25 protein-coding genes are annotated in these 24,167 nt (G+C 71.9%); 14 read left to right on the top strand and 11 right to left on the bottom strand.

What is annotated here, in order from left to right; translation table 11 throughout:
- Window positions 1-29 precede the first annotated feature (29 nt).
- A complete protein-coding gene (locus DEJ13_RS15135; RefSeq protein WP_111106457.1) occupies window positions 30-596 on the top strand; it encodes a hypothetical protein in 567 nt (188 codons plus the stop codon).
- A 5-nt stretch (window positions 597-601) separates the two neighbouring features.
- On the opposite strand, the gene DEJ13_RS15140 is transcribed toward DEJ13_RS15135, so the two are convergent.
- Window positions 602-2,050, bottom strand: a complete 1,449-nt coding sequence (locus tag DEJ13_RS15140) for an SPFH domain-containing protein (RefSeq protein WP_111106456.1) — start codon at window positions 2,048-2,050, stop codon at window positions 602-604.
- A gap of 131 nt (window positions 2,051-2,181) precedes the next feature.
- Here DEJ13_RS15140 and DEJ13_RS15145 point away from each other — a divergent pair, with 131 nt between their 5' ends.
- Window positions 2,182-3,552, top strand: coding sequence for an NtaA/DmoA family FMN-dependent monooxygenase (locus DEJ13_RS15145; RefSeq protein ID WP_111106455.1), 1,371 nt, complete (start codon window positions 2,182-2,184; stop codon window positions 3,550-3,552).
- Window positions 3,553-3,562: 10 nt separating this feature from the next.
- Here the strand turns inward: DEJ13_RS15145 and DEJ13_RS15150 are convergent, their stop codons facing one another.
- On the bottom strand, window positions 3,563-4,141 hold the full coding sequence (locus DEJ13_RS15150; RefSeq protein WP_111106454.1) for a TetR family transcriptional regulator C-terminal domain-containing protein: 579 nt from the start codon (window positions 4,139-4,141) through the stop codon (window positions 3,563-3,565).
- Between the two features lie 93 nt (window positions 4,142-4,234).
- On the opposite strand from DEJ13_RS15150, the gene DEJ13_RS15155 reads away from it, so the two are divergent.
- Window positions 4,235-4,933, top strand: coding sequence for an SDR family oxidoreductase (locus DEJ13_RS15155; RefSeq protein ID WP_111106453.1), 699 nt, complete (start codon window positions 4,235-4,237; stop codon window positions 4,931-4,933).
- Between the two features lie 148 nt (window positions 4,934-5,081).
- On the opposite strand, the gene nadE is transcribed toward DEJ13_RS15155, so the two are convergent.
- Window positions 5,082-5,903 carry an NAD(+) synthase gene (gene nadE, locus DEJ13_RS15160; RefSeq protein WP_111106452.1) on the bottom strand — a complete coding sequence of 274 codons (822 nt, stop codon included), beginning with the start codon at window positions 5,901-5,903 and terminating at the stop codon, window positions 5,082-5,084.
- A gap of 39 nt (window positions 5,904-5,942) precedes the next feature.
- Window positions 5,943-7,082, bottom strand: a complete 1,140-nt coding sequence (locus DEJ13_RS15165) for an AI-2E family transporter (protein WP_056120704.1) — start codon at window positions 7,080-7,082, stop codon at window positions 5,943-5,945.
- Between the two features lie 86 nt (window positions 7,083-7,168).
- Here DEJ13_RS15165 and DEJ13_RS15170 point away from each other — a divergent pair, with 86 nt between their 5' ends.
- Together DEJ13_RS15170 and DEJ13_RS15175 are read left to right on the top strand one after the other, a co-directional pair.
- Complete coding sequence (locus DEJ13_RS15170) at window positions 7,169-8,560, top strand: serine hydrolase domain-containing protein (protein ID WP_258374056.1); 1,392 nt, start codon at window positions 7,169-7,171, stop codon at window positions 8,558-8,560.
- The gene (locus DEJ13_RS15175; RefSeq protein WP_111106451.1) at window positions 8,557-9,189 is read left to right on the top strand and encodes a hypothetical protein; all 633 of its coding nucleotides are present in this window, start codon (window positions 8,557-8,559) and stop codon (window positions 9,187-9,189) included. Before DEJ13_RS15170 ends, DEJ13_RS15175 begins: the two co-directional genes overlap by 4 nt.
- A 26-nt stretch (window positions 9,190-9,215) precedes the next feature.
- Here DEJ13_RS15175 and DEJ13_RS15180 read toward each other — a convergent pair whose 3' ends face one another.
- Window positions 9,216-9,938 carry an SDR family oxidoreductase gene (locus DEJ13_RS15180; protein WP_111106450.1) on the bottom strand — a complete coding sequence of 241 codons (723 nt, stop codon included), beginning with the start codon at window positions 9,936-9,938 and terminating at the stop codon, window positions 9,216-9,218.
- A gap of 93 nt (window positions 9,939-10,031) precedes the next feature.
- Between DEJ13_RS15180 and DEJ13_RS15185 the strand changes: the two genes are divergently transcribed.
- A complete protein-coding gene (locus tag DEJ13_RS15185; protein ID WP_111106449.1) occupies window positions 10,032-10,916 on the top strand; it encodes a LysR family transcriptional regulator in 885 nt (294 codons plus the stop codon).
- Window positions 10,917-10,988: 72 nt separating this feature from the next.
- On the opposite strand, the gene DEJ13_RS15190 is transcribed toward DEJ13_RS15185, so the two are convergent.
- The gene (locus DEJ13_RS15190; protein ID WP_056120693.1) at window positions 10,989-12,938 is read right to left on the bottom strand and encodes a potassium transporter Kup; all 1,950 of its coding nucleotides are present in this window, start codon (window positions 12,936-12,938) and stop codon (window positions 10,989-10,991) included.
- Window positions 12,939-13,063: 125 nt separating this feature from the next.
- Here DEJ13_RS15190 and DEJ13_RS15195 point away from each other — a divergent pair, with 125 nt between their 5' ends.
- Together DEJ13_RS15195 and DEJ13_RS15200 are read left to right on the top strand one after the other, a co-directional pair.
- The gene (locus DEJ13_RS15195; RefSeq protein ID WP_111106448.1) at window positions 13,064-13,597 is read left to right on the top strand and encodes a MarR family winged helix-turn-helix transcriptional regulator; all 534 of its coding nucleotides are present in this window, start codon (window positions 13,064-13,066) and stop codon (window positions 13,595-13,597) included.
- A gap of 223 nt (window positions 13,598-13,820) precedes the next feature.
- A complete protein-coding gene (locus DEJ13_RS15200) occupies window positions 13,821-14,711 on the top strand; it encodes a LysR family transcriptional regulator (protein ID WP_056120686.1) in 891 nt (296 codons plus the stop codon).
- Here DEJ13_RS15200 and DEJ13_RS15205 read toward each other — a convergent pair.
- The 3 genes from DEJ13_RS15205 to hisD are packed head-to-tail and all read right to left on the bottom strand — an operon-like array spanning window position 14,698 to window position 18,431.
- Window positions 14,698-15,528, bottom strand: a complete 831-nt coding sequence (locus DEJ13_RS15205; protein ID WP_111106446.1) for a nitrilase-related carbon-nitrogen hydrolase — start codon at window positions 15,526-15,528, stop codon at window positions 14,698-14,700. The two genes, DEJ13_RS15200 and DEJ13_RS15205, sit on opposite strands and share 14 nt — an antisense overlap.
- Window positions 15,525-17,048, bottom strand: coding sequence for an APC family permease (locus DEJ13_RS15210; RefSeq protein WP_111106445.1), 1,524 nt, complete (start codon window positions 17,046-17,048; stop codon window positions 15,525-15,527). The genes DEJ13_RS15205 and DEJ13_RS15210 overlap by 4 nt, the downstream gene beginning before the upstream one ends.
- Window positions 17,049-17,090: 42 nt before the next feature.
- Entirely contained in the window at window positions 17,091-18,431 is a 1,341-nt protein-coding gene (hisD, locus tag DEJ13_RS15215) for a histidinol dehydrogenase (RefSeq protein ID WP_111106444.1), read from the bottom strand.
- Window positions 18,432-18,578: 147 nt separating this feature from the next.
- On the opposite strand from hisD, the gene DEJ13_RS15220 reads away from it, so the two are divergent.
- The 4 genes from DEJ13_RS15220 to DEJ13_RS15235 all read left to right on the top strand — a co-directional run bounded on the left by DEJ13_RS15220 (window position 18,579) and on the right by DEJ13_RS15235 (window position 21,400).
- Window positions 18,579-19,568, top strand: a complete 990-nt coding sequence (locus tag DEJ13_RS15220) for a carboxypeptidase-like regulatory domain-containing protein (RefSeq protein WP_146245201.1) — start codon at window positions 18,579-18,581, stop codon at window positions 19,566-19,568.
- A gap of 165 nt (window positions 19,569-19,733) precedes the next feature.
- On the top strand, window positions 19,734-20,132 hold the full coding sequence (locus DEJ13_RS15225) for a hypothetical protein (protein WP_146245200.1): 399 nt from the start codon (window positions 19,734-19,736) through the stop codon (window positions 20,130-20,132).
- Between the two features lie 3 nt (window positions 20,133-20,135).
- Window positions 20,136-20,852 (top strand): TetR/AcrR family transcriptional regulator, encoded by a 717-nt coding sequence (locus DEJ13_RS15230; protein ID WP_111106441.1) that lies wholly within the window; start codon window positions 20,136-20,138, stop codon window positions 20,850-20,852.
- Window positions 20,849-21,400 (top strand): GNAT family N-acetyltransferase, encoded by a 552-nt coding sequence (locus tag DEJ13_RS15235; protein ID WP_111106440.1) that lies wholly within the window; start codon window positions 20,849-20,851, stop codon window positions 21,398-21,400. Before DEJ13_RS15230 ends, DEJ13_RS15235 begins: the two co-directional genes overlap by 4 nt.
- A 221-nt stretch (window positions 21,401-21,621) precedes the next feature.
- Here the strand turns inward: DEJ13_RS15235 and DEJ13_RS15240 are convergent, their stop codons facing one another.
- Window positions 21,622-22,368: a rhomboid family intramembrane serine protease gene (locus DEJ13_RS15240; RefSeq protein WP_111106439.1), complete on the bottom strand. Its 747-nt coding sequence runs from the start codon at window positions 22,366-22,368 to the stop codon at window positions 21,622-21,624.
- Window positions 22,368-23,030, bottom strand: coding sequence for a TetR/AcrR family transcriptional regulator (locus DEJ13_RS15245; RefSeq protein WP_284158104.1), 663 nt, complete (start codon window positions 23,028-23,030; stop codon window positions 22,368-22,370). The genes DEJ13_RS15240 and DEJ13_RS15245 overlap by 1 nt, the downstream gene beginning before the upstream one ends.
- A 161-nt stretch (window positions 23,031-23,191) precedes the next feature.
- Here DEJ13_RS15245 and DEJ13_RS18150 point away from each other — a divergent pair, with 161 nt between their 5' ends.
- Both DEJ13_RS18150 and DEJ13_RS15250 read left to right on the top strand, forming a co-directional pair.
- Window positions 23,192-23,386, top strand: a complete 195-nt coding sequence (locus DEJ13_RS18150) for a DUF6069 family protein (RefSeq protein WP_349815055.1) — start codon at window positions 23,192-23,194, stop codon at window positions 23,384-23,386.
- Window positions 23,383-24,018 (top strand): hypothetical protein, encoded by a 636-nt coding sequence (locus DEJ13_RS15250; RefSeq protein WP_146245199.1) that lies wholly within the window; start codon window positions 23,383-23,385, stop codon window positions 24,016-24,018. Before DEJ13_RS18150 ends, DEJ13_RS15250 begins: the two co-directional genes overlap by 4 nt.
- Window positions 24,019-24,167 lie beyond the last annotated feature (149 nt).

Below are 24,167 nucleotides of genomic sequence, written 5' to 3' on the forward strand. Positions count from 1 at the left end.
GCGCTGGTCCCGCGCGTACGGTCCACCCAATGAGCGACGAGCACGCAAGCACCCGTCCCGAAGAGGACGCCGCCCGTCTCGGACTCGTCGTCGTCGGCGAGGCGGCGGCGCTGCACTCCGGTGACGAGTCGGCCCTCGACGCCAGCGAGGAGAACATCCGCGAGACCGTCGACGGGCTGGTCGACGAACCGCTGACGCCCCGCCAAGAGGAAGTCGTGCAGCGACTGGCCTCGGCCGGAGGGACCCTGACCGCCGGCCTGAGCGGCGCGCTGGCGGCCCAGACCGGCCGCTCGGTCGACGACGTGCTCGAGGGCGCTGCCCGCAGCATCGTCTGGCAGGAGCGGATGGCGGCCGACCGTGACCGCCACGACGCGGAACTCGCCGAGGGCCTGCCCGAGCAGCACGACGCCGACGGGCACGACGCCGACCCGCGCAGCGCTCGCCAGCACGAGCGTGAGCCCGAGCAGCGACGCGTGTCGGACGACCAGCGCCAGCGGTCCGGTGAGGACACCCGCCGCGACACCGAGGACACCGCCGACGAGCGCCGCCGCCCGGGGTCCGACGACCGCCGCCACCCGAGGTCCGACGACCGCTAGTCAGGTCAGTCGGTCGGGACGTCAGCCGTCTCGCGCGCGACGGCCCGGGCAGCAGCCTGACCCGTCGTCGTGCTCTTCACGATGTCGCTCAGCGTGAACCCCGCGGTGGCCCCGAGCAGCGCGTCGACCTCGCTGAACTGACTGACGACGCTCTTGGACAGCGAACCGGCACCGTCCGACGACACCACCGTCAGCGAGTCGATCGCTCCCATCGGTGCCGCCAGTTCGCGGGCGATGGCGGGCAGGGTCTCGAGCGCCTTGACGCGCAGGACCGCCTCGGAGTGGTCGGCGAGGGCGTCCGCCTGGGCCTTGGTGGCCTCGGCCTCGGCGCAGCCCTTCGCGCGGATGGCGTCCGCGATCGCCTCGCCCTCGGCGCGGGATGCGTCTGCCGCCAGCTTGCGCGCCTCGGCCTCGGCGTGGGCTTCAGCGGCGACGGCCTCGGCCGCGATGCGCCGGGCCTCCGCCTGCGCGCGGGCGGTCTCGACCTGTGCGGCCGCCGCAGCCTCGGCTTCGACCCGGGTCTTCCGCGCTTCCGCCTCGGCGACGGCGCTGACCTCGGACTCGAGTTCCGCCCGACGGAGCTCAGCGCGCTTCTGCGCCGTGATCTGCTCCTGCTCGACGACGCCCTGGGAGGCGCGGGCCTGGGCGAGCGGACCGGCCGCGGCGGCTTCGGCACCGGCTCGGTCGGCGTCGAGCTGCAGCGCGGCCCGACGGATGGCCAGGGTGTTCTCGGCCTCGGCGATGGCCTGGTCCGCACGGGCGCGGGCCTCGCGCGCTTCGCGGTCGGCCTGCGCCTCGGCGTTCTCGGCTTCAAGACGGACCCGTGCGCGCTCGGCACGACCGAGGTCGCTGATGTACTCGTTGCGGTCCGAGATGCCCTTGATCTCGAACGAGTCGACGTCGAGACCCTGGCTGTGCAGCGCGTCCTTGGCGACGTCGAGCACGGCGACCGTCAGCTGGTCGCGGTTGCGGATGATCGTCGAGACGTCGGTGGCACCGATCGACGCGCGGAGCGACCCCGACAGGACCTCGCGCGCGAAGTCGTCGATCTTCTTCTCCTGCCCGAGGAACCGCTGCGCGGCCGCCCGGATCGAGGCATCGGTCTCGCCGACCTTGACGAGCGCCACCGCCTCGACGTCGATCGTGACGCCGCGGGAGTCCTGCGCGTTGACGTTGATGTCGATCGCGCGCGAGCTCAGCGAGAGCTTCGCCACCTTCTCGAAGAAGGGCCGCACGAGCACACCGGCGCCGAGCACGACCTTGATGCCGGACTCGACGGTCTCGGTGCCGTCGGCGTTCTGGACCTTGCGCGAACGCTTGCCGGTGATGATCAGTGCCTCGTCGGCGCCGGCGTTGCGGTACACCGCCTTGGCGTAGACCAGCGCGATGACCGCGACGACCACGACCGCGCCGATGATGACCGGGACCGCCCCCAGTGCGAACAGAGCCGACATGTCTCCCCCTTCGTCCGGCGAGTCGCCCACCGGGATGCTGTATCTGTTGTTCCGCGACGATCTTATGGCCGGGCATGACACACGAGGTCACGAACACGCGACCGGTGGATGACCGTCCGTAGCCTCGGGACATGCCGAAGCGTCTCCTGCTCAACGTCTTCGAGATGAACTGCGTCGGGCACATCACCCACGGACTCTGGCGCCTGCCCGGCAACAACCGGCACCGCTACACGGACATCCGCTACTGGACCGAGCTCGCGCGCACCGCCGAGGCCGGGCAGTTCGACGCGGTCTTCATCGCCGACGTCCTGGGCGCCTACGACGTGTACGGCGGCTCACCGGCACCGGCGCTCCGCGAAGGGCTGCAGATCCCGAACAACGACCCGATGCTCGTCGTGCCGGCGATGGCCGCGGTGACCGAGCACCTGGGGTTCGGCATCACCGCCTCGACCAGCTACGAGCCGCCGTTCGCCTTCGCCCGGCGCATGTCGACCCTCGACCACCTGACGAACGGCCGGGTCGGCTGGAACGTCGTGACGAGCTACCTGCCGAACGCCGCCCGCAACTTCGGCCTGGCGACGGAGATCCCGCACGACACCCGGTACGAGATCGCTGACGAGTACCTCGACGTCGTGTACCAGCTGTGGGAGGGCTCGTGGGAGGACGACGCCGTGCTCCGGGACGCCGAGCGTGGCGTCTACACCGACCCGGCGAAGGTGCACCCGATCGACCACGTGGGCGAGCACTTCAGCGTCGCCGGACCGCACCTGTCCGAGCCGTCGTCGCAGCGCACCCCGACGCTCTTCATGGCGACGGGCTCCCCCGCCGGCAGCGCGCGCGCCGGGCAGCACGCCGAGGTCGTCTTCACCGGTGGGCACGGCGTGCAGCGCACCGCTGACGCCGTCCGCGACGCCGCGCAGGCAGCCGGCCGTGACCGTGGCGACGTCCGGTTCGTCACGCAGGCGGCCGTCATCACGGCACCGACCCAGCGCGAGGTCGAGGACAAGGTCACCCAGTACCGCGCCTTCGCGAGCGAGGAGGGCCCGCTCGTGCACGGCAGCGTCCCCTTCGACGCCCTGTCGCACCCCCGCAGCCGGACCGTCCGCGACGCGCTCGAGGCGGAGGGTGTCGAGGGCGGCGAGCGCCTGGTCGGTCGCGTCGCACTCGACGCCACCGTCGGCGAGCTGCTCGACCGCGTGAACGAGGCCTGGCACGGCGCGTTCTGGGCCGCCGGCGTCCCCGAGGCGGTCACGGAGCAGATCGAGGGCTGGCTCGACGACGACGGGATCGACGGGATCAACCTGCGCCAGTACCACTCGTTCGACACGGTGCGGGACTTTGGCACGTACGTCACGCCCCTGCTGCGGGAGCGCGGCCGGTTGCCGGAGCGGTACACGGACGGCGAGACGCTGCGGGAGCGCGTGACGGGAGGCCCGGCTCGGCTCCCCGGTTCGCACCCGGCCGCCGCGCACCGTCGCGCCACTGCGACTGCCACGGTCTGAGCGGGCGACGTCACCCCGCCAGCAGCCGCCGCACCCCGTCCGTCACCACGCGCCGCGTGAGCGCACCGTCTCGCCGCGCCTTCGCGCGCAACGCCGCACCCTCCCACAGGTCGACGAGCTGCGCGCCCACGAGCCCCGGGTCACGGTCGGCGGCCACGTCGCCCTGGTCCTGTGCCAGACGGACCGCGTCCGCCAGCCGGTGGACCCACGCGTCGAAGACGCCGTCGACGTGCGCCGCCACCGCCGGCTCGTCCGTTGCGGTGTCGACCGCCAGGTTGCCCAGCAGGCACCCGTACCGGAAGTCGATCCCGGCGAGACGGTCGAGCATGGCGTCGAAGTAGCCCGTGATGCGGTCCAACGCGCGCGGCACCGAACGGTCGTCGAGGACGTCGATCGGCGACGCCGCGGCGAACCGGTCCGCGACGACCATCGCCAGGTCGGCTTTCGACCGGAAGTGGTTGTAGAACGAGCCCTTCGGCGCCCCGGCTGCGCCCGTGATCGACGCGACCCCGGTGCCGGCGTACCCGTGCTGGTGGAACTCGACGAGGGCGGCGTCGACGATCGCGTCACGCAGGCTGGGCTTGGGCATGTGTCGATCTTCCCACTCCGGGAATGAGACGACCGGTCATATTGCTTCCTCCACCAGCAGCATCACCCGATGCGCCGACGGAAGGAACCCACCATGACCACACTCGCCGGACAGATCGTCCTGGTCACCGGAGCGAACGGCGGACTCGGCACCGAGTTCGTGCGCCAGGCCCTCGACCGCGGTGCGACGAAGGTGTACGCCGCCGCACGCCGCCCCCGCGACTGGGACGACGCCCGCATCGTCCCCCTCGTGCTCGACGTCGCCGACGAGGCATCGGTCGCCCGCGCCGCGGCCGATGCCCCGGACGTCACCATCGTCGTCAACAACGCCGGGCAGCTGCGCCCGGGTGGGCTGGTCGACGGCCCGTTCGAGGACATCCGAGCGCAGATCGAGACGAACCTGGTCGGGCCGCTGCTGGTCACCCGCGCCTTCGCTCCGGCGCTGCGACGCTCGCATGGTGCCGTCGTGAACGTCGCCTCGGTCCTCAGCTGGCTGGCCGGCAGCGGGGCGTACGGCGTCTCGAAGGCCGGACTCTGGTCGGCCACCGACTCGACCCGGATGGAGCTCGCGGGCGAGGGCGTCCAGGTCGTCGGGGCCTACCTCGGCTACACGGACACCCCGATGACCGACGGGGTCGACGCCCCGAAGAACACGCCGGAACAGGTCGTCACGGCCGTGTTCGACGGCGTCGAGCAGGGCGAGGACGAGGTGCTCGCCGATGAGCTCACCAAGGCCGTGCGCGCGTCGCTCGGCGCACCGATCGCCGAGCGCGCCGCCGCCCTGGCCGGCTGACCCGGCCACAGGACGAACGGGCGCGCCCCGCTCAGCGGCAACGCGAAGCGTTGCGCGGGGCGCGCCGACCGAGCCTGCGAGGGAGGGATGCCAGCTGGCACCGGGCCTCCCGTCGGTCAGGCGGTGGCGTTCGCCACCGACACCTGCGTCAGGAACGCCACCAGGCGTCGAACGGCGTCGCCGGCACCTGCCGCTTGTGCTCGGTGGCGCGGTACCGGGCCTCGATCGCCTCGGCGACCTCGACCGGGACGTCGTGCCCCTGCAGGTAGGCGTCGATCTCGGCGTAGCTCATGCCGAGGTTGGCCTCGTCCGTCTGGCCGGGCAGGTCGTCGAGCAGGTCGGCCGTCGGCGCCTTCTCGTACAGCCGCGCCGGAGCGCCGAGGTGCTCGAGCAGCTGGCGGCCCTGGCTCTTGGTCAACCCGGTGAGCGGTGTGAGGTCGACACCACCGTCGCCGTACTTGGTGAAGAAGCCGGTCACGGCCTCTGCCGCGTGGTCGGTCCCGACGACGAGCAGGCCCTGTTGCCCCGCCACGGCGTACTGGGCGACCATGCGCATGCGGGCCTTGACGTTGCCCTTGACGAAGTCGCTCAGTTCGACGCCCGACTCGAGCGTGTCACGGACGACGCCGTCGACCCCGTGCTCGATGTTGACCGTGATGCCCGGCGCCGCGGCGATGAACCGGAGCGCGAGCTGGGCGTCGTCCTCGTCGGCCTGGACCCGGTAGGGCATGCGCACCGTGGTGAAGGACGCGTCGTGGCCGTCGGCCCGGAGCGACTCGATCGCCAGCTGGCACAGGCGGCCGGCGAGCGAGGAGTCCTGTCCGCCGCTGATCGCGAGGACCAGGCCCTTGGCGCCGGTCGTCAGCAGGTAGTCGCGGAGGAAGCCGACGCGGCGCGCGACCTCGGCTTCCGGGTCGATGTCGGGCTGGACGTTGAGCTCCGCGGCGATGGCGGCTTGGGATTCACGCACGACCCCAGTATCCACCGCACCCCCGACCCACGGTCAGGACTACTGCGCGCCGACTTCTTCGGAGCGCTTCTGTCGCCACGGCTTGGCGGGGGTGTCCGGGCCGTCCCAGACCTTGACCGCACCCCACGCCGCGGCGAGCAGCGGCACCGAGATGACGGCCCCGAAGATGCCGGCGAGCACGGTGCCGGCGGTCAGGCCGAGCAGGATGACCAGGCCGTGCAGGCGCAGCGTCTTGCCCATCAGGACCGGCTGCAGGAAGTTGCCCTCGAGCTGGTTCACCAGGATCACGATGCCGATGACGACGAGTGCCTGCACCGGGCCGAGTGCGACCAGCGCGACGAGGGCGGCCAGGATGCCGGCGGCGGTCGCACCGACGATCGGGATGAACGCGGTGATGAACACGACGACCGCCAGCGGCAGCGCGAGGGGCACGCCGACGATCGCGATGCCCACCCCGATGCCGATGGCGTCGACGGCGGCCACCATCGCCGTGCCGCGGACGTAGCCGCCCAGGGTCGAGACGACGCGGTCGCCGACACGGCGGGCGCGGTCGTAGCGGGCGCCGGTGAACGGGCGGAGCAGGAACTCCCAGATCTTCGGCCCGTCCTTGAGGAAGAAGAACAGCACGACGACCATCAGGACCAGGCCGGTCAGGAAGTTCGCGGTGGCCGAGGCCCCGGCGAGCGCGCCCGAGCCGAACTTCGCGCTGGTGACGAAGTCGGTCGCTGCCTTCGTCGCGTCGTCGATCTGGGAGTCGCTGATCGAGAACGGCAGCGACGTGACGAAGCCCTGCAGCTGCTGGAACCCGTCGACCGCGGACTTCTGCAGGTCGGACCACTGGTTCTCGACCGCCACGACGATGAGCCAGGCGAGCAGCCCGAGCACGACGAGCACCCCGAGCAGCACGGCGAGGGTGGCGAGGACCGACGGGACGTGGTGCTTGCGCAGCCACGAGACGACCGGGTGCATGGCGGAGGCGATGATCAGGGCGATGAGGATCGGGATCGTCACGACGCTGAGGGTGGCCGCGGCGTAGACGATGCCGATCACGATGACCAGCACGATGATGACCTGCAGGCACCGGGTGGCGAGTCCGCCGAACGAGTCCGACCAGGCCTTCCGGGCTCCGGACGACGGCTGGTCGCTCGGGCTGGGGGCGGACGGGGTGAAGAAGGGCATGCGGATCCTCGTCGTGGGTGCGGCGCGATCTGGACTCGAACGCTCCTCCTGATGATGTCAGGCCGACAGTGGATACGCTCAGGATCGTGACGACGACGTTCCAGCGCAGCACCCCGTCCGCCCTCGGCATCGACGCGACCGGGGTCCAGGCCCTCATCGGTGCCCTCGAGTCGACCCCCGGGGTCGAACCGCACGGCCTCGTGCTGCTCCGGCATGGTCAGGTCGCGGCCGAGGGGTGGTGGACGCCGTACACGGCAGACCGCCCGCACCTGCTCTACTCGCTGAGCAAGAGCGTCACCGCGGCGGCCGTCGGCATCGCCGCACGCGAGGGGCTGCTCGACCTCGACAGCACCGTGATCAGCCACTTCCCCGAGCTCGACACCGAGGTCACCGCCCCCCGCAGCCGCACGATGACCCTGCGCAACATCCTGGCGATGGCGAGCGGCCACCGCGCGGAGACCCTCGACCGGGCGCGGGCGATCGACCCCGACAACGTGGTCCGGGGGTTCCTGCTCCTGCCGCCCGACGAGGACCCGGGCACGGTCTTCGCGTACAACCAGCCCTGCACCTACACGCTCGCCGAGATCGTGCGGCGGGTCAGCGGCGGCACCCTGGTCGAGTACCTGCGTCCGCGCCTGTTCGACCCGCTGGGCATCGAGCAGGTCGCATGGAAGCGCGACGGCACCGGCGAGCTCGGGTTCTCCGGCTGCTACGCCACAACCGAGACCATCGCGAAGCTCGGGCAGCTGTACCTGCAGCGCGGGGTGTGGGACGGCACGCGGATCCTCGACGAGGACTGGGTCGCGGCCGCGACCCGCACCCAGGTCGCCAACCCGGACGAGGAGAACCCGGACTGGAGCCAGGGGTACGGCTACCAGTTCTGGATGGCGCGGCACGGGTTCCGCGGCGACGGCGCGTACGGGCAGTTCTGCGTGGTCCTGCCGGAGCACGACGTCGTCCTGGCCATGACCGGGCAGAGCCTGGACATGCAGGCCGTCCTCGACGCGGTCTGGGCGCACCTGCTGCCCGCGCTCGACGCCGACGGCTCGTCCGATGCCGACGCGGCGCTCGCGACCGCGCTCGGCTCCCTCGGGCTGGCACCGGTGGACGGCGCTCGTCTCGAGACCGCCGGACTGGAGGCCCGGGCCGACTTCGCGGTCGCCGACCGCACCGCGGTCCCCGGCCTGGACACCGTGGTGCTCGAGCAGGACGGCGACGGCTGGGCAGCGACGCTGACGCAGGACGGCTCCCCGGTCCGGGTCCCGCTCGGAGAGGGCTCGTGGACGGTGTCCGACGCGACCGCGGCGAGCGCCGCGGTGGAGGCCGACGGCCAGGTCCTGGTGGCCGTGCGCTTCGTCGACACCCCGCACCTGCTCTGGGTGCGATGCGACCCCGCTGCCGGCACGTTCGGTGCGCGCTGGCAGACCGAGCCCCTGCACGACCGGATCGACACGCTGCACCGCCCGACCGACGCGTGACCCGGACGACGGCGTCCACGGTGGTCTTCTACAGCGCCCGGCCGGCACAGCGCACCGGGCAGCTCGTCGTCGACGTCGTCGTCCTGGTCGGCTGCGTCCTGGCGGTCGTCCTCGGGGTCACGGTGGCACGGGCGATCGGCGGCCTGGCGATGATCGGCACCCGCGTCAGCCGTGACGGTTCGGCCTTCCAGGAGCAGCTCGACCGGGCGGCGACCGCCCTGGGGAGGCTGCCGTTCGCGGGCGACTCGGTCAGCGCGCCGCTGCGGGACGCGTCCTCGCACGCGGGGGCGATCGCGGCGGCGGGCACCCAGCAGCACGACGCGACGCTGCGGCTGGCGCACCTGGTGGGCGGCGGGGTCGCCGTCGTGCTGGTCCTGGCGCTCGCGCTGGTCTGGCTGCTCGTGCGCGGTGTCCCGGTCCGGAACGCGACCGCGGTCCGGCGGCTCGCCGGGCATCCGGGCGGGACCGAGCTGCTCGCCCTCCGTGCACTCACGACCCGGCCCGAGGCGGCGCTGCTCGGGCCGGACGTCGTGGACCGGTGGCGCCGGGGTGACCCGGCGACGGTGCATGCGCTGGCGGAGCTGGAGCGACACCGGAACGGGCTGCGGACGAGCGCCACGCGGGACTGAGCACGACGGCGACGGTCACCCGGCACTCACCAGGGGACGACGCCGTCCTCGTCGAAGAGCCCGCCGCGGGGTCCGTCGTCGGGCAGCGTCGCCAGGCGGACGGCGATCGCGGCCCCCTGCTCCGGGGCGCGGTCGCCCGCGAACCCGTTGAAGTCGGTCGCGACGAGTCCGGGACAGGCGGCGTTGACGATCACCGGGGTGTCGGCGAACGCGCGGGCGTACTGCACGGTGATGCCGTTGAGGAAGGTCTTCGAGGACGAGTACGCGGCCATCACGGGTCCCGGCTGCCGGCCGAGCGAGCCCATGCTGCTCGACGTGTTGACGATCCGGGGAGCACCCGAGCGTCGCAGCAGCGGGAGCATCGCGTTCGTCACCCGCACGACGCCGTACACGTTCGTGTCGACGATGCGCCGCAGCTCGTCGAGGTCCATCGTCGTCGGGTCCTGCTCCCACGTCACGGGGTCGAACGCCCCGGAGATCCCGGCGTTGTTCACGAGCACGTCGAGCGTGCCGAACCGCTCGTCCAGCTCGGCCGCAGCGGCGGCCACGCTCGCGTCGTCGGTGACGTCGATCCGGACGGCCGACGCGTCGACGCCCTGCGCGGCGAGCCGGGCCACGGCCTCCTCGCCGGCCGCCCCGGACCGCGCGCCGACGACGACACGCGTGCCGAGCCTCCCGAGTCCCTGCGCGATCGCGAAGCCGATGCCCTTGTTCGCCCCGGTGACCAGGGCGGTGGTTGCTGATGTCATGCCTCGATCGTCGGTCGTCCGGGACACCACGTCCAAGACCGATCGGGTGCCGTGCGATACCCGGCGGGTATCGACCGGACGTAGGCTCTGCGCGTGGACGACCTCGAGACCCGCGAACTCCGGTACTTCGTGACCGTCGCCGAAGAACAGCACGTCGGGCGCGCGGCGGTGCGGCTCGGCATGTCGCAGCCGCCGCTGTCCCGTGCGATCCGCCAGCTCGAGCTCCGGATCGGCGCGGCGCTGTTCGAGCGCACCCCGCGCGGCGTGGAGCTCACGCCGGCCGGCACCGTGCTGCTCGCCGAAGCCCGCCCGGCCCTGGCGGCGATGGCGGCCGCGGGGCGCCGGGCCCGGCGGGCGGGCACCCCGTCCCGGCGACTGGTGCTCGCCGTCAAGGCCGGCGCCGACCACGAGCTGCTGCAGGCGCTGCTCGACGTGCAGGGGGCCGACCCGCAGGCCCTGCCGCTCGACGTGCAGTTCGGCGAGGTGCACGAGCAGGCGGCGTTCCTGCGTGACGGGTCCGCCGACGTCGCACTCATGCACCGCACCTACGACGACCTGACCGGCTTCGACACCGAGGACCTGCGCACCGAGCAGCAGGTCGCGATCCTGCCCCGGTCGCACCGCCTCGCCGCGCGCGCCTCGCTGTCCGTGGCGGACCTGCGCGACCTGCCGGACCTGCCCGCTGCCCGCTGGCCCCGCGTCGACGGCACCTACGCGGACGGCCCCGGACCCGAGGTGCACTCGCAGGCGCAGCTCGCCCAGCTCGTCGCGCTCGGGCGGACCGTCATCGTGATCCCCCGGTCCAGCCGGACGCTGCAGTGGCCCGAGCACGTCGCCGTCCCCGTGCTCGACGCCCCGCTCGCGACCACGGTGGTCGCGTGGCCGGCGACCTCGACGTCGCCGGACGTGGCCCGTGTGGTGCGGAACGCCGTCCGTGCGGCGGCCCTGGTGGCCGGCGCCGAGGCGCGGACCGCCTGACCGACGGACCGGAGGCCCGGTGCGGGTCGGCACCGGGCCTCCTGTCCGCCGTCCCTGACGGTCCGGACGTCGTCAGATCTCGACGTCGCTGCCCATCGTCACGGTGCGCTGCGGCGGCAACCCGAACCGCGAGGACGGGTCGGCCGCGTTGTGCGCGAGCCCGACGAACAGGCGCTTGCGCCAGTTCACCATCCCGCCGTTGCCCCGCATCGGCCGGAGTGCGCCACGGGAGATGAAGTACGAGGCGTCCTGCATGGCGTCCGGCTCCAGGTCGAGCACCTCGGCCAGACACGCGGCGTGCAGGGCGTGCGGCAGGTCCTGGTCGTCCGAGAACCCGAACTTGATCGTGACGTGCTCGATGCCGTCGTCCGTGTAGCCCAGGTCGTCACGCGTGAAGGCCTTGGCGTGCGGCACGTGCGGCACGTTCGCGGTGATGACGGACACGATGATGACCCGCTCGTGCACGACGTGGTTGTGCTCCACGTTCGCGCGCAGTGCCAGCGGGGTCGTCTCCTTGTTCGGGTGCGGGAACACCGCGATGCCCTTGACCCGCGGCACGTGCTTGGTGTTGATCTTCGCGACGAACTCGTCGAGCGAGCCCTCCCGCGCGCGGCGTTCGTCCTGCACCAGCTGCCGCCCACGGCGCCAGGTGGTCATCACCGTGATGACCGCCAGCGCGATGAGGAGCGGCACCCACCCGCCGTGGATGACCTTCGACAGGTTGCCGGCCAGGAACGTCAGCTCGAGTCCGCCGAAGACGACCGCGGCGACGACGAGCTTCCAGGTCGCCCAGTGCCAGAGCGGCTTCACGACCAGCAGCAGCAGGATCGTGTCCGTGACCAGGGCGCCCGTGACGGACACCCCGTACGCGGTGGCCAGGCTGGCGGACGACCGGAACGCGAGCATGATCGCCATCACGCCGATGAACAGCAGCAGGTTGACGGCCGGCAGGTAGATCTGGCCGCCCTCGCGCTTCGAGGTCTGGCGGATCGTCAGCGGCGGCAGGAGTCCCAGCTGCACGGCCTGGCGGGTGAGGGAGAACGCCCCGGAGATGACGGCCTGGCTCGCGATGACCGTGGCCGCGGTGGCCAGGACGACCACGGGCAGCTGCGCCCAGTCCGGGAAGAGCAGGAAGAACGGGTCCTTCGTGGCCTGGGGGTCCTCGAGCACCAGTGCGGCCTGGCCGAGGTAGTTGAGGACGAGCGCGGGGAAGACGACGAAGAACCAGGCCCGTCGGATCGGCACGCGTCCGAAGTGGCCCATGTCGGCGTACAGGGCCTCGGCACCGGTGATGACGAGCACCACGGCACCCATCGCCACGAAGGAGATGACCGGGTGCGCGAACACGAACGCGATCGCCCACGTCGGTGACAGCCCCTGCAGGACACCGGGGTGGCGGACGATCAGCGGCAGGCCGGCGACCGCGATGACGACGAACCAGAGCAGCATGATCGGCCCGAACAGCGTCCCGACCTTGCCGGTCCCGAACCGCTGGACGGCGAACAGGATCACGAGGATCACCGCGGCGATCGGCACGATGAGGTGCCCGATGGCCGGGGTCGCGGTCTGCAGGCCCTCGACCGCGGACAGCACCGACACCGCCGGGGTGATCACGGAGTCGCCGTAGAACAGCGAGACGCCGATGATGCCGATCACCAGGAAGATCGTGGCGCCGCCGCGACGCTGGGCGTACAGGCGCCGTGCCAGGGCGGCGAGCGCCATCACCCCGCCCTCGCCGTTGTTGTCGGCGCGCATGAGCACCAGCACGTACTTGATCGACACGATGATCGTGATGCTCCAGAACATCATCGAGATGACGCCGTAGACGTCCTCGGGGATCGGCTTCACGATCCCGCCGTCGATGGTGAACACGGTGCGCAGCGCGTACAGCGGGCTGGTCCCGATGTCGCCGAACACGACGCCGAGGGCCGCGAGCGCGAGCGCTGTGGTGCCCATCCGGCCGTCGTGCTCGGGGGCCGCGGTGTCCTCGCTGACGGGTGCCGCGGAGTGGGTCTCGGTCACGCTCGATCACTCCCGATCTGTGCCGCCAGGGAGACGGCCAGCGCTCATCCTGCCACCACTCACCCCCGCTCCTCGCAGGCACCTGCGGAATGCTGCTGCGAACTCGAAGCACCTACGCTGGAGTGATGCACCAGCCCGCCGATCCCGGCCCTCTCAGCCCCGACGAACTCGGCGCCTACTTCGCCCTGATCGAGGTGGGCAGCCTGCTCCGGCACACCGTCGAGCAGCAGCTCCGCGACGCGAGTGACCTGAGCTACGTGCAGTTCCAGCTGCTCGCGACCCTGGGCGACGCGGCGGACGGCAGCCTGCGGATGACCGACCTGGCCGACGGGGTCGTGTACAGCCGCAGCGGGCTGACCTACCAGGTGGGGCTGCTCGAACAGGCCGGACTCGTGACGCGGCGACCGTCGACCGAGGACGAGCGCAGCGTGGTCGTGTCGGTCACCGACGCCGGGCGAGAGGTGCTGGCGACGGTGTTCCCCGGGCACGTCGCGGTGCTGCGCCAACTGCTGCTCGAGCCGCTGTCGTCGGACGACGTCGCCGGGCTGGCCCGCGTGCTCGGGACCGTGCGGGACCACATGCGCGCCGTGCCGCCGCGGTCGGCGAAGCCCCGGCGTCGGCGGGCTGTGTCCGGGGACACACTTCCGCCTCAGGGATGATGTGACGGTTGCTCGACCACGGCAGAGTGGTGGTGCGTGGGGAGTCCGATGGGTCGCGGCTGCCGCTGTGGGGCCGCAGCCGCGACCGTCCTCCCCCGCCCGGCCGCCCGCCCGGCCGTTCGGCCGTCCGCCCGTTCGCCCGTTCGCCCGTTCGCCCGTTCGCCCGTTCGCCCGTTCGCCCGTTCGCCCGTTCGCCCGTTCGCCGGGGCCGTAGGCTGCCGCCGTGACCCTCGTGCAGCTCCGCGTCTTCGTCGCGGCCGCACGGCTCGGTTCGTTCACGGCGGCCGCTGCGGCCCTGCTCATGTCGCAGTCGTCCGTCTCCGAGTTCATCCGCCGGCTCGAGGGGACCTACGACACACGCCTGTTCGTCCGGGGCGGTCGACGGCTCGGGCTCACCGACGCCGGGTCCGTCCTGCTGCCGATCGCCGAGCGGATCGTCGCCGAGGCCGACGAGGCGGACCGGGCCCTCCGCGCGGTCACGTCGCTGGTCGGCGGAACAGCGTCGTTCGGACTGCTCCGGAACGCCAAGTACTACGCCCTCGACGAACTGCTGACGCGGTTCCACGCCGCGCACCCCGCGGTGCGTCTGCGCGTCATCGGCCTGAACTCCGTCGAGGTCGCGAACGAGGTCGCGTCGGGTGGCCTCGAGGCCGGGCTCGTGGTGCTGCCGATCGACACCGACGGGCTCCGGGTCACGCCGCTCCGCCGCGACGAGGTCGTGTTCGTGAGCGCCGACCCGTCCGTGGCCGACGCACCGATGACGATCGAGGCCATGGCCGCGCGGCGGCTCGTGCTCTACGACGCGCACTACGGGTGGAAGGACCCGACGCGGCGGCAGCTGGCGGAACGGGCTCGACTCGCCGGGGTCGCCCTCGAGCCGCACGTCGAGGTGGAGCAGGTCGAGACGGCGCTCGCGCTCGTGGCGTCCGGCCTCGGCGACACCTTCATCGCCCGGGCGGTCGCCGAGGCAGCGGCTGCTCGGGGCCTGCACTGGACCCCGTTCGCCGAACCGGTGCACGACACGGTCGCACTCGTCGAGCGCGAGGGCGCCGTGCTGTCGGCGGCGACCGCCGAGCTCGCACGCCTGGCGCGCGAACTCCTCAGCGAGCGCTGAGCGGGCCGTAGAGGTCGGGCCGTCGGTCGCCGAGCAGGTCCGCCCGGGGCGTCAGGGTCTTGTCGCGCGCCGCCGCCAGGTCCAGGTCCGCGACGACCATGCCCGCGCCCGGTCCGGTCGCGGCACGGACCCATCCGTCGTGGTCGATGATCGAGGTGCCCTCGTTCCAGTCCACCCCGCGCTCCGTGCCGCACCGGTCCGCGCAGGCCATCGCCATCCGGTTCACCCGGGCCGCGGCCATGGCGATCTGCACCTCGGGTGCGCGTTCGCCCTCCGGGCGGTCCACCCACGGCCAGTTCGTCGGCACCGCGAGCAGCTCGGCCCCGTCGAGCGCCGCCATCCGCGTCCACTCCGGGAACTCCACGTCGAAACAGATCGACACACCGATCCGGCCGTGGCGCGTGTCCACCACGAGCGGACCGTCCGACCCCGGCGTGAAGCACGCCTTCTCCCCGTCCCACAGGTGCACCTTGCGGTAGACGCCGACGACCCCGGTCGGGTCGACGAGCGCCGCGGAGTTGTACACGGCGCCGTCGTCGCCGAGTTCCGCGAACCCCCCGACGACGACACCACCGGCTCCGCCGGACAGTCGGGAGGCCGTGGTCGCCCACCCGGACACCGTCGCGTCCGTCGCGGTGACGGCACTCGACCGGGCCTCCGCTGCGTCGCGGAAGACGTAGCCGCTGGTGGCGAGCTCCGGCAGGACGACGACGTCGACGTCGTCCGGCACCGCGGCGAGCGCCTCGGCGATCGTCGCCCGGTTGGCGTCCAGGTCGCCGACCTGCGGCGCGAGCTGGACGGCGGCGACCCGGGTCACCGGACCACGTCCTCGGCCTCGTCGCGCGGGACGCCGCCCCGTGGCGGGACCGAACCGGCGTCGGTGACCGCGGGAGGAGCCTCCCGGTCGGCGCCCGTGGACGCTGCCAGGGCGGCACCGACGCGCTCGACCAGCCCCTTGCGGAACGTGATCGCCAGCCCGATGACCAGCCAGGCCGCGACGATGTACGGGAACCAGCTGTACGGCGCCTCGAGCCCGACGGCGTTCTTGTAGATCGTGTAGAGCACGAGGGCCAGCGCGAGGACCGGGACGACCAGCTGCCACTTCGGCGTGTCCGTCCGCCCGGAGAAGAACAGGAACCGGACGGCGCCCACGGTCGCCAGGACGTAGGCGACGAGCAGGGCGATCGTCCCCACGGTCAGTGCCCAGTACGTCGCGTCGAGGACGGCCGCGCCGGAGAACCGCTCGCCGATCACGATGAGGACGGCGACGACCGCGACGACGCTCAGCGCGTTGACCGGGGACCCCTGCGCCGACAGCTTCGCGACGGGCCGGGCGATGCCGGTGTCGCGGGAGAGTGCGAACAGGACCCGCGCGGCGCCGGAGAGGGTGCCGAGGAAGATCGCGAACAGGCTGACCACGGCGGCGAGCGTCAGCAGGTCGGCGAGCCAGCTGCCGACGTACGTGCGGGCCAGGTCGCCGTACGGGGCTGCCGACCCCGCGAACTGCTTCACCCCGGCGGCCGACGTGCCGTACCCGAGCGACTGCGCGATGATCGAGAGCAGGTAGAAGGCACCCACGACGACGATCGCGATCTTCAGGGCCTTCGGGATGTCCCGCTTCGGGTTGCTCGTCTCCTCGCCCAGGGTCGCTGCGCCCTCGAAGCCCGCGAACGCCAGGAAGCCGAACACGGCGGCCCCGGCGATCAGGCCCACGTCGGTGCCGCTCGGCAGCGCCAGGAAGTCCCAGCTGAGGTGCCGTCCCGCGGGTGCCGCCCCCACGCCGAGCCGGACGAGCACCACCACGTTGAGGATCGTCACGAGCACCGCGCCGATGAGCTCGGCGTAGAGCAGGGACCGGGTGATCACGTGCACCTCACGCCGACCCAGCAGGACGACGACCGCGAGCGCGACCACCGTGATCCAGATCCAGTCCGGCGACACATCCAGCCCGACGTCGTTCAGCAGCTGCGTGACGAACAGGCTGATCTCGATGCCGGAGCCCGCGCCGATGGTCACGTACGCGAAGAACAGCGCCCAGCCGGCGATGAACCCGGCACGGGCGCCGAGCGTCAGGCCGACCGTGGCGTAGACGGACCCGGTGTGGGCGATGTGCCGCGAGAGCTTGACGAACCCGTAGGCCACCAGGGAGACGGCGACGAGCGCGAACACGAACGCCCAGGTGGCGCCGCGGCCGAGGATCCCGGCAGCGCCGGCGCCGAGCAGTGCCATGACACCGACGGGGCCGATCAGCCCGACCGAGAAGGCCGCGGCGTCGGCGACCTTCAGTTCACGCTTGAGGCCGGGTGCGGCCGGGGTGGGGTGGTGCTCGGTGGTCATCGCTGGCTCCGATGCGGTCGGGAGGGGAAGGGGAGGTGGTGGTCAGTCGGCGGACGTGTGCACCGGGGCGAACGTGTCCAGGCGCATCGTCGCGGTCGCGCGGTGTGCGCTCATGCCCTCGCTCGTCGAGATGACGTCGACGGCGTGGGCGACCTCGGGCGTCGCCTCGCGGGCGATGCGCTGGTAGGTCAGCGGCTTCAGGTACCGCGACACGGACAGCCCGGCGCTGTGCTTGGCGCCACCGGCGGTGGGCAGGGTGTGGTTCGTCCCCGCCATGCCCTTGTCCGAGTAGGCGACGGTGCTCCAGTGACCGAGGAACAGCGACCCGTAGTTCGACAGGTGGTCGTGGTACCAGTCGTCCTCGGTGGTCTGCACCTCGAGGTGCTCCGGGGCGAACTCGTCCATGACGAGCACGGCGTCCTCGCGGGTCGGGACCAGCACCACCGAGCCGTGGTCGCGCCACGCGGGCCCGCAGATCGGCTCCGTCGAGAGGGTCGGGAGCTGCCGGTCGACCGCGGCGACGACCTCGTGCGCCAGGCGCTCGGAGGTCGTGACGAGCGCTGCCGGGGAGTTCGGTCCGTGCTCGGCCTGTCCCAGCAGGTCCGCGGCGACGATCTCCGCGTCCGCCGAGTCGTCCGCGATGACCGCGACCTCGCTCGGCCCGGCGAGCAGGTCGATCGCGACCGTCCCGAACAGCTGCCGCTTCGCCTCGGCCACGAAGGCGTTGCCCGCGCCGACGATCATGTCCACGGGGTCGAGGTCGGCGTCCAGCAGGCCGAACGCCATCGCGGCCAGGGCCTGCACTCCCCCGAGCACGAACAGCCGGTCGACGCCGGACAGGTGCGCCGCGTAGGCCACCGCGTCGTTCGCACCGCCGTCGGGCTGCGGTGGGGTGCACGCGACCACCGTCGGCACGCCGGCCACCTTCGCGACGCCGACCGTCATGAACGCGCTCGCCGTGAGTGGGAACCGGCCGGCGGGCAGGTAGGCGCCGACGCTGCCGACCGGCACGTAGCGCTGGCCGACCACGACGCCCTCGACGAGCTCCGCCTCGAAGTCCACCAGGTGCTCGCGCTGCATCGCGGCGAACTGCTTCGTCCGGGCCGAGCCGAGTTCGATGGCCTGGCGGAGGTCCGGGGCCAGGCGGTCCCCGCTCGCGGCGATCTGCGCGGCGGTGAGTTCCACGGGGGCGTCCTGGCGGTCGAGCTCGCGGGCGTACCGGCGGATCGCGTCCATGCCGTCGCGCTCGATGTCGCCGAGCATCCGGCTCACCGTGGCGACGACCGCGGGGTCGCGCTGCGCCTCGGGCTCGTCGACGCCGGGCGCCTTGACGAACCGGAAGCGATCGCTGTGTCGAGCGGTGAAGCGGGGTGAGAGCAGCATGCGATCAGCGTGGCGGGTCGAGCGGCGGGGGGAAAGCCCGAACACCGGGCGGGAGCCATCGGGAAACACGATGGTGGACCCCGCCCGCGGGCCGGCAGCTGCAGGCGTACAGTCCCACCCATCACTTGACCGGCGGGCGGGGACGCGATGCGACAGATCATCGGGACGACACTGGTGGCGGCGCTGGCCGCAGCCACGCTGCTCGGCCTGGCACCGCCAGCGGCCGCAGCCGAGACGGGCTCGATCGAGGTGCAGCTCGCAACGCCGGACGGCACCGCGATCCGGCTGGCGGACGTCGAGCTCGCAGCGATCGGGACCGACGTCGTCGTCGGGAACGCGACCACCGACGCCGACGGCACCGCGACGTTCACCGGGATCCCGGTCCCGGACACGGTCACGGTCACCACACGGCAACTCCCGCCGCACGGGGCGGAGACCTACGCGCCCGGACTCCGTTCGGGCATCGCGGTCCGCGGTGGTTCGACGGTGACGGTCACCGTGCCGCTCGTGCTCGGCGCCACCGTGCAGGGCGGGGTGGTCGGACCGTCGGGTCCCGCTGCCGGACGGCTGATGTACGCCTGGAACGAGGACACCTCGCAGGTGTTCCGGACGACCTCCGACAGCGCGGGCCAGTACCGGTTCGTCGGGTTGAGCACCGGTCCGTACCGCATCGAGGCGTACGCCAGCGGAACGGCGTCGCCCGCCGTGTGGAAGACCCGGGTGTACCAGCAGCGTGGGACGATCCCGGCGTCGCAGGTGACGTTGTCGCGGCACTACGCGCACAGTGACTACGACCTGACCGTCTTCGCGGCCTCGACATCCCGTAAACCGTCGCCGCAGCTCAGTGGCGCGAGCGTCGTCGTGACGGACGCGGCGACGGGGGCGTCGTTCTCGACCCGGTTCTCGACGCTGCTCGACGACGAGCAGACGGCGCAGTTCCAGATCCCCTCCGGGCAGTACGTGGTGGAGCTCCGGACGACGGCGACGGCCACGACGCCGGCGCGCGTGCTGTGGCTGGGGCGTCCGGGAGGCGTGTACCGGTACGTGACCGACCGGGCACAGGCCGTCCCGGTGCGGGTCGTGTTCGGCGGGTTCAACGGGTGGGGCGGGGCGGTGCCGGAGGCGGCGTCGCGCTGAGTGCGGGGGTGCGGTCGTGGCCCGAGTCGGGTCCGGCACCGGGCGGACGTCACGACGGACGGGAGGAGCGGGGCCGGGTCCCCGCGCTCCTCCCGTCCGCAGGACCAAAGGTCGGGAACGACACCACTTGTTGACCGTTCGGTCAGTTCGCCTTAAGTTGACCACGTGGTCAAGACAGTGGTGCGAGACGGAGCTGCCATCCTGAGAGCCTCCGGTGTGCTCGTGTGGTCGTACGTCGTCATCGTCGCTCTGACACTGGTGGCACTGCTCGTGCTCAGCGCCGTTGCGCCGCCGGATGCGAGCGCGAACGCGTGGGGGCACGCCGTGGTCGTCGCGGTGTTCGCCGTTGTCCTCCCGCTTCGACTTCGCGGCGCTCGCGCGGGGAAGCGGGCCGCCGTTCGCGCCCTCGGGCTGATCGCCGCCGTGCTGTTCCTGGTGAACGTGGTCGAGGCGCTCATCCCGTCGTTCGTGCCCGGATGGATGCGGCTCGAGATGGTCGTCATCGCCGTGCTGATGGTCGGCATCGTGCTGGACGTCACGCGGTGGGCCGTCCGGAGTCGTTGACCGATGGAGACGTCAGTCCGTGACAGCGCCGACAACCGGAAACGTCGGAGTCCCGATGAGCGACGGCAGGAGATCATCAGCGCCACGACCGCGCTCATCGCGGAATCCGGGTACGCGAACGCGACCCTGACCGAGATCGCCCAGCGCGCCGGCGTGTCCAAGGGTCTCCTCTGGCACTACTTTCGCGACCGCGCCGACCTCATGCACCAAGCGGTCACGTTGCTCGCCGGTCAGTTGCGGGCTGGACTGGTCGCTGACGTGGACGTCACAGCTCCTGCTGACCAGGTGATCCGGGCGGTCTTCGCGCGGACAGCGATGTTCACCCGGACCCACCGGCACGAGATCGAGGCACTCGACCAGATCGTCCACAACCTCCGCTCGCCCGATGGCCGACGGCGCATCACGATGCTCGACTACGAGGACATCCACGCCGAGCATGCGGCCCTCCTCGCCCGCGGCCAGTCCGAAGGGTCCATCCGGGCCGGGGACGTGCGCCTGTTCGCGGTGACCTACCAGGCGCTCATCGACGGCATGATCGCCCACCTGCAGGCGCACCCGGAAGCGGACCCGATCAGCTGCTCCCACCAGGTCGCCACCGTGTTCCTCCTGGGCACAGCGCAGCCCGGCGAACCGTCCGACGACCCCGTCCGGGGCGGCGTCCGCGACAGCGATCCGACGTCGAACAGCGCGGCCCGACCGGATGGCGAGGCGACGGCATGACCGGGGCACTCGGTGCGCAGACACGTCCGGCCACCGGCGACGACGTCGGCCCGATCGATGCGGTCGAGACAGCGGCGTTCGGACACCATGCCGACCACGTGATCCCGCTCGTGCACGCTCTGCGCAGGACCGGAGCGGCAGTGCTGGAGCTCGTCGCCGAGGACGACGACGGGGAGCTCGTCGGGCACGTGATGCTGTCACGAGGATGGTTGGACGCGTCGGCGTCCCTGGTGACCGTTCGTGTGCTGAGTCCGCTCGCGGTCGCGCCCGATCGGCAACGTCAGGGCATCGGCCGTCGACTCATCGAACACGCGGTCGAGGACAGCGAGGATGCGCTGAGCCCCGCCGTCTTCCTCGAGGGAGACCCTGGGTACTACGTCGCGTCGGGCTTCGCGCCAGCGACCTCACGCGGGTTCCGGTCGCCGTCTGTCCGGATCCCGGAGCCGGCGTTCCAGGTCCGGACCCTCGCCGCGTACGAGCCGTGGATGACCGGGACGCTGGTCTACCCGGAAGCGTTCTGGGCGACGGACACCGTCGGACTCCGATGAGCATCGCTGTCCCGTCGTGCGACGGCGTCGTACTCGTCGTCGACCAGCGCAGTCAGGGCGCCTCGCACCGAGCACCGTGCCCGCCAGTGTCGCTGAAGAGCGACGCCGCTTCTGGTGTGCGACCTGGACCAGACAGACCGTCGCCTGGAGGACGCCGCTTCTCCCCGTCCGTCGGATGTCCGTGCGGTCGCCGTCGTGACCGGCTCTCGATGCGCCTCATCTCACGTGACAGCGGCGGTCGTCGGACGCCGTGGCTGTGTCCGCGCGATGGTGACGGCGAGGAGGGCACCGGTGAGGAGCCCGATCCCGTGGCCGTCGATCCGCGCCGTCATGACGCCGCCGGCGACCGCGACCAGGACCAGCAGACCGAAGGCGGTCCGGACAGCACCGAAGCGGTGCGAGGCGGTCAGTGCGACAGCGACCGCTGCGTCGCCAGCGACGATCGCGGGCCAGACGCCGCCGAGGTCGAGCAGTGTCAGGTAGGCGCAGAAGAACGCGCTGTACGCGACCGCGACGGTGTCGCGCAAGCCCCCGGGACCGGTGGGGGTGGTGCGGTCCAGGACCCGCACGACGACGAGCGCGCCGATCAGGCCCGCGACGCAGTCCGAGGCACCACCATCGCGTTGCTCGGGGAGGAGCAGCGCGAGGACGAGCCCACTCCCGACGCCTGCGACCAGGTACGTCAGGAGCCACACCCGTTCCGACCGCCGCTGCTCGAGTGCTGATCCCACCACAGCGATCCCCAGCAGGTTGAATGCGAACTGCCCCCAGCCGTCGGGCTGGACGAGGATCGACGTGACGAGCCGCCACCACTGTCCGGCGCGCACGAGCTCCCCGTCGCGGATCATCACCGCGGTGAGGGATGGGTGGACAACCGCCGCGACGCTCACGGCTGCTGTCACGATGGTGACGACGAGGGCGGTGCGTGACGACTGCGCCGCGAGCCGCTGCCGAACGGACGGCGCCATCAGGACGATTCCCGCGCAACCCGGTCGTGATCCGTGGTGCCGAGTCCGGAGTCGAAGAACGCGACCAGGCCGTCACCGAGATCCGACAGGTCCGCGTCGGGCGCCCGGTGCAGTCGGAGGAAGACCCCCTCGACCGTGCGCTGCAGGACATCTGCCGCGATGACCGGGTCGACGCCGCGGAACTCGCCCTCCTCGACGCCGGCTGCGATCAACGAAGCGATGGTCTGCTGCGTCGCATCGACATCGCTGCCGTCGGCTGGAAGGCGCCCGGCGAACAGCAGGGCCGCGAGCGAGATCACCTCAGGCCGGTGGGTGTCGGCGAAGGCGACGTTCGCGCGCAGGTAGGCGTGCACAGCGTCGCGTGGCGACGTTGCTCGCCGCATCGCCGCTGTGACCGCAACCGCGAGGTCGTCGACGATCGTCGACGCGACTGCGCGCATCAACGCGTCGCGGTCGTCGAAGTGGTACGAGATCAGGCGGGTGCTGCTGAGACCTCCGCGATCGGCGATCTCCGCGAACGAGCAGCGTGCGTACCCGACGTCGGCGATCACCGCGATGGTGGCACGGATGATCTGCGATCGGCGTCTGAGCGCGGCGGCGCTGGGCGATGAGGCTGGTGTCATCCGAGGTCCTCCTATCGACCAAGCAACGTGACGTGCCACTGCTCCACGAGCATCTTATTACTCACGCAAGTAAATACGAGTGCGGCGGGCGCGCGCTGGGCGATCGGCGCCGTCGCGATGGGGCATGAGCCGGTCGCAGGCGGCGCGACGATCGGACTCGTCCAGGTTCTCGTCGTGACTGCTGCGGTCGGCCTTTTGGCCTGGGCAAGCCGCGCGGTGGTGCCCGGTGGGCCTCCGGGTGGGAACGGGCCTGGCTGATGGTTGCGGCCGGGATCGGGGCTGTGTCGCTGATCGGGCCTCTCACTCTCGCTCGAGACGGGTCTGCGCCGACACTCCTGCTGCTGCACGTCGCTGTGGCCGCTATCCTCTGCGCAGTGCTCACTGTGACGGTGTGAGCATTCCACTGCACCGCGGGTTCTGGCATCGTCGAGCCGTGCGCCCGTCGACGATCCTCCTCGCCGCCATCACCGTCGTCTTCGGCGCCGCGACGATCGTCCTCGCGGTCTTGATCGGTACCGACGAGGGACGGGCACTGTCCACCGAGCTCCGTCTCGGCTTGCTCATCACGTTCGGGTTCGGGGTCGCCTGCGTCACCACCGAGGTCAACCACCGCCGGCGGGCGCGCTTACGGCAGAAGGCAGAGGCCCATCCCGGTACCGTGTTCGTCACCGCGCACGCGACAGAATCGACGGCCACCGACCTCACGGCCTGGAGCCCCAGACTGCGCGTCTGGTTCCCGTGCGACCTCGGCTTCGACCGGACGGGCATCACGCACTGGTCGACGCGCAACGACGAGCACGGGACCCCGATCGCCCTCCGTTCAGAGGTGCTTGGCTTCGACGTGTTCAGGGAGCCCACGCCGCGCGGTGTCGCGTATCGATGGGGGATAGTGGTCCGCCTCGCACCCAGGACGTCGGGTCCTGGAGCGGTCCACATGTGGGTGGCCGACGACCAGCCGGCACAAGACGAGTACGCGATGCGCCGGACGATCAGCCGGATCGAGTCCGCGCTCGGCATGGACCGCTGACCAAGCCCGTGCGGTACCGGCGGCTCCGAGCCATGGGGTCTACCGCCAGCGGCGATCGGCCCGTTCGATGCGGATCGGCTACCGGACGGCCGCGCGTCCTACCAACCGGTCAGGCAGAGAAGTCCCCTTACGAGCTCCTCTGCCCGTCG

Source organism: Curtobacterium sp. MCLR17_007 (assembly GCF_003234655.2).
Lineage (GTDB): Bacteria > Actinomycetota > Actinomycetes > Actinomycetales > Microbacteriaceae > Curtobacterium.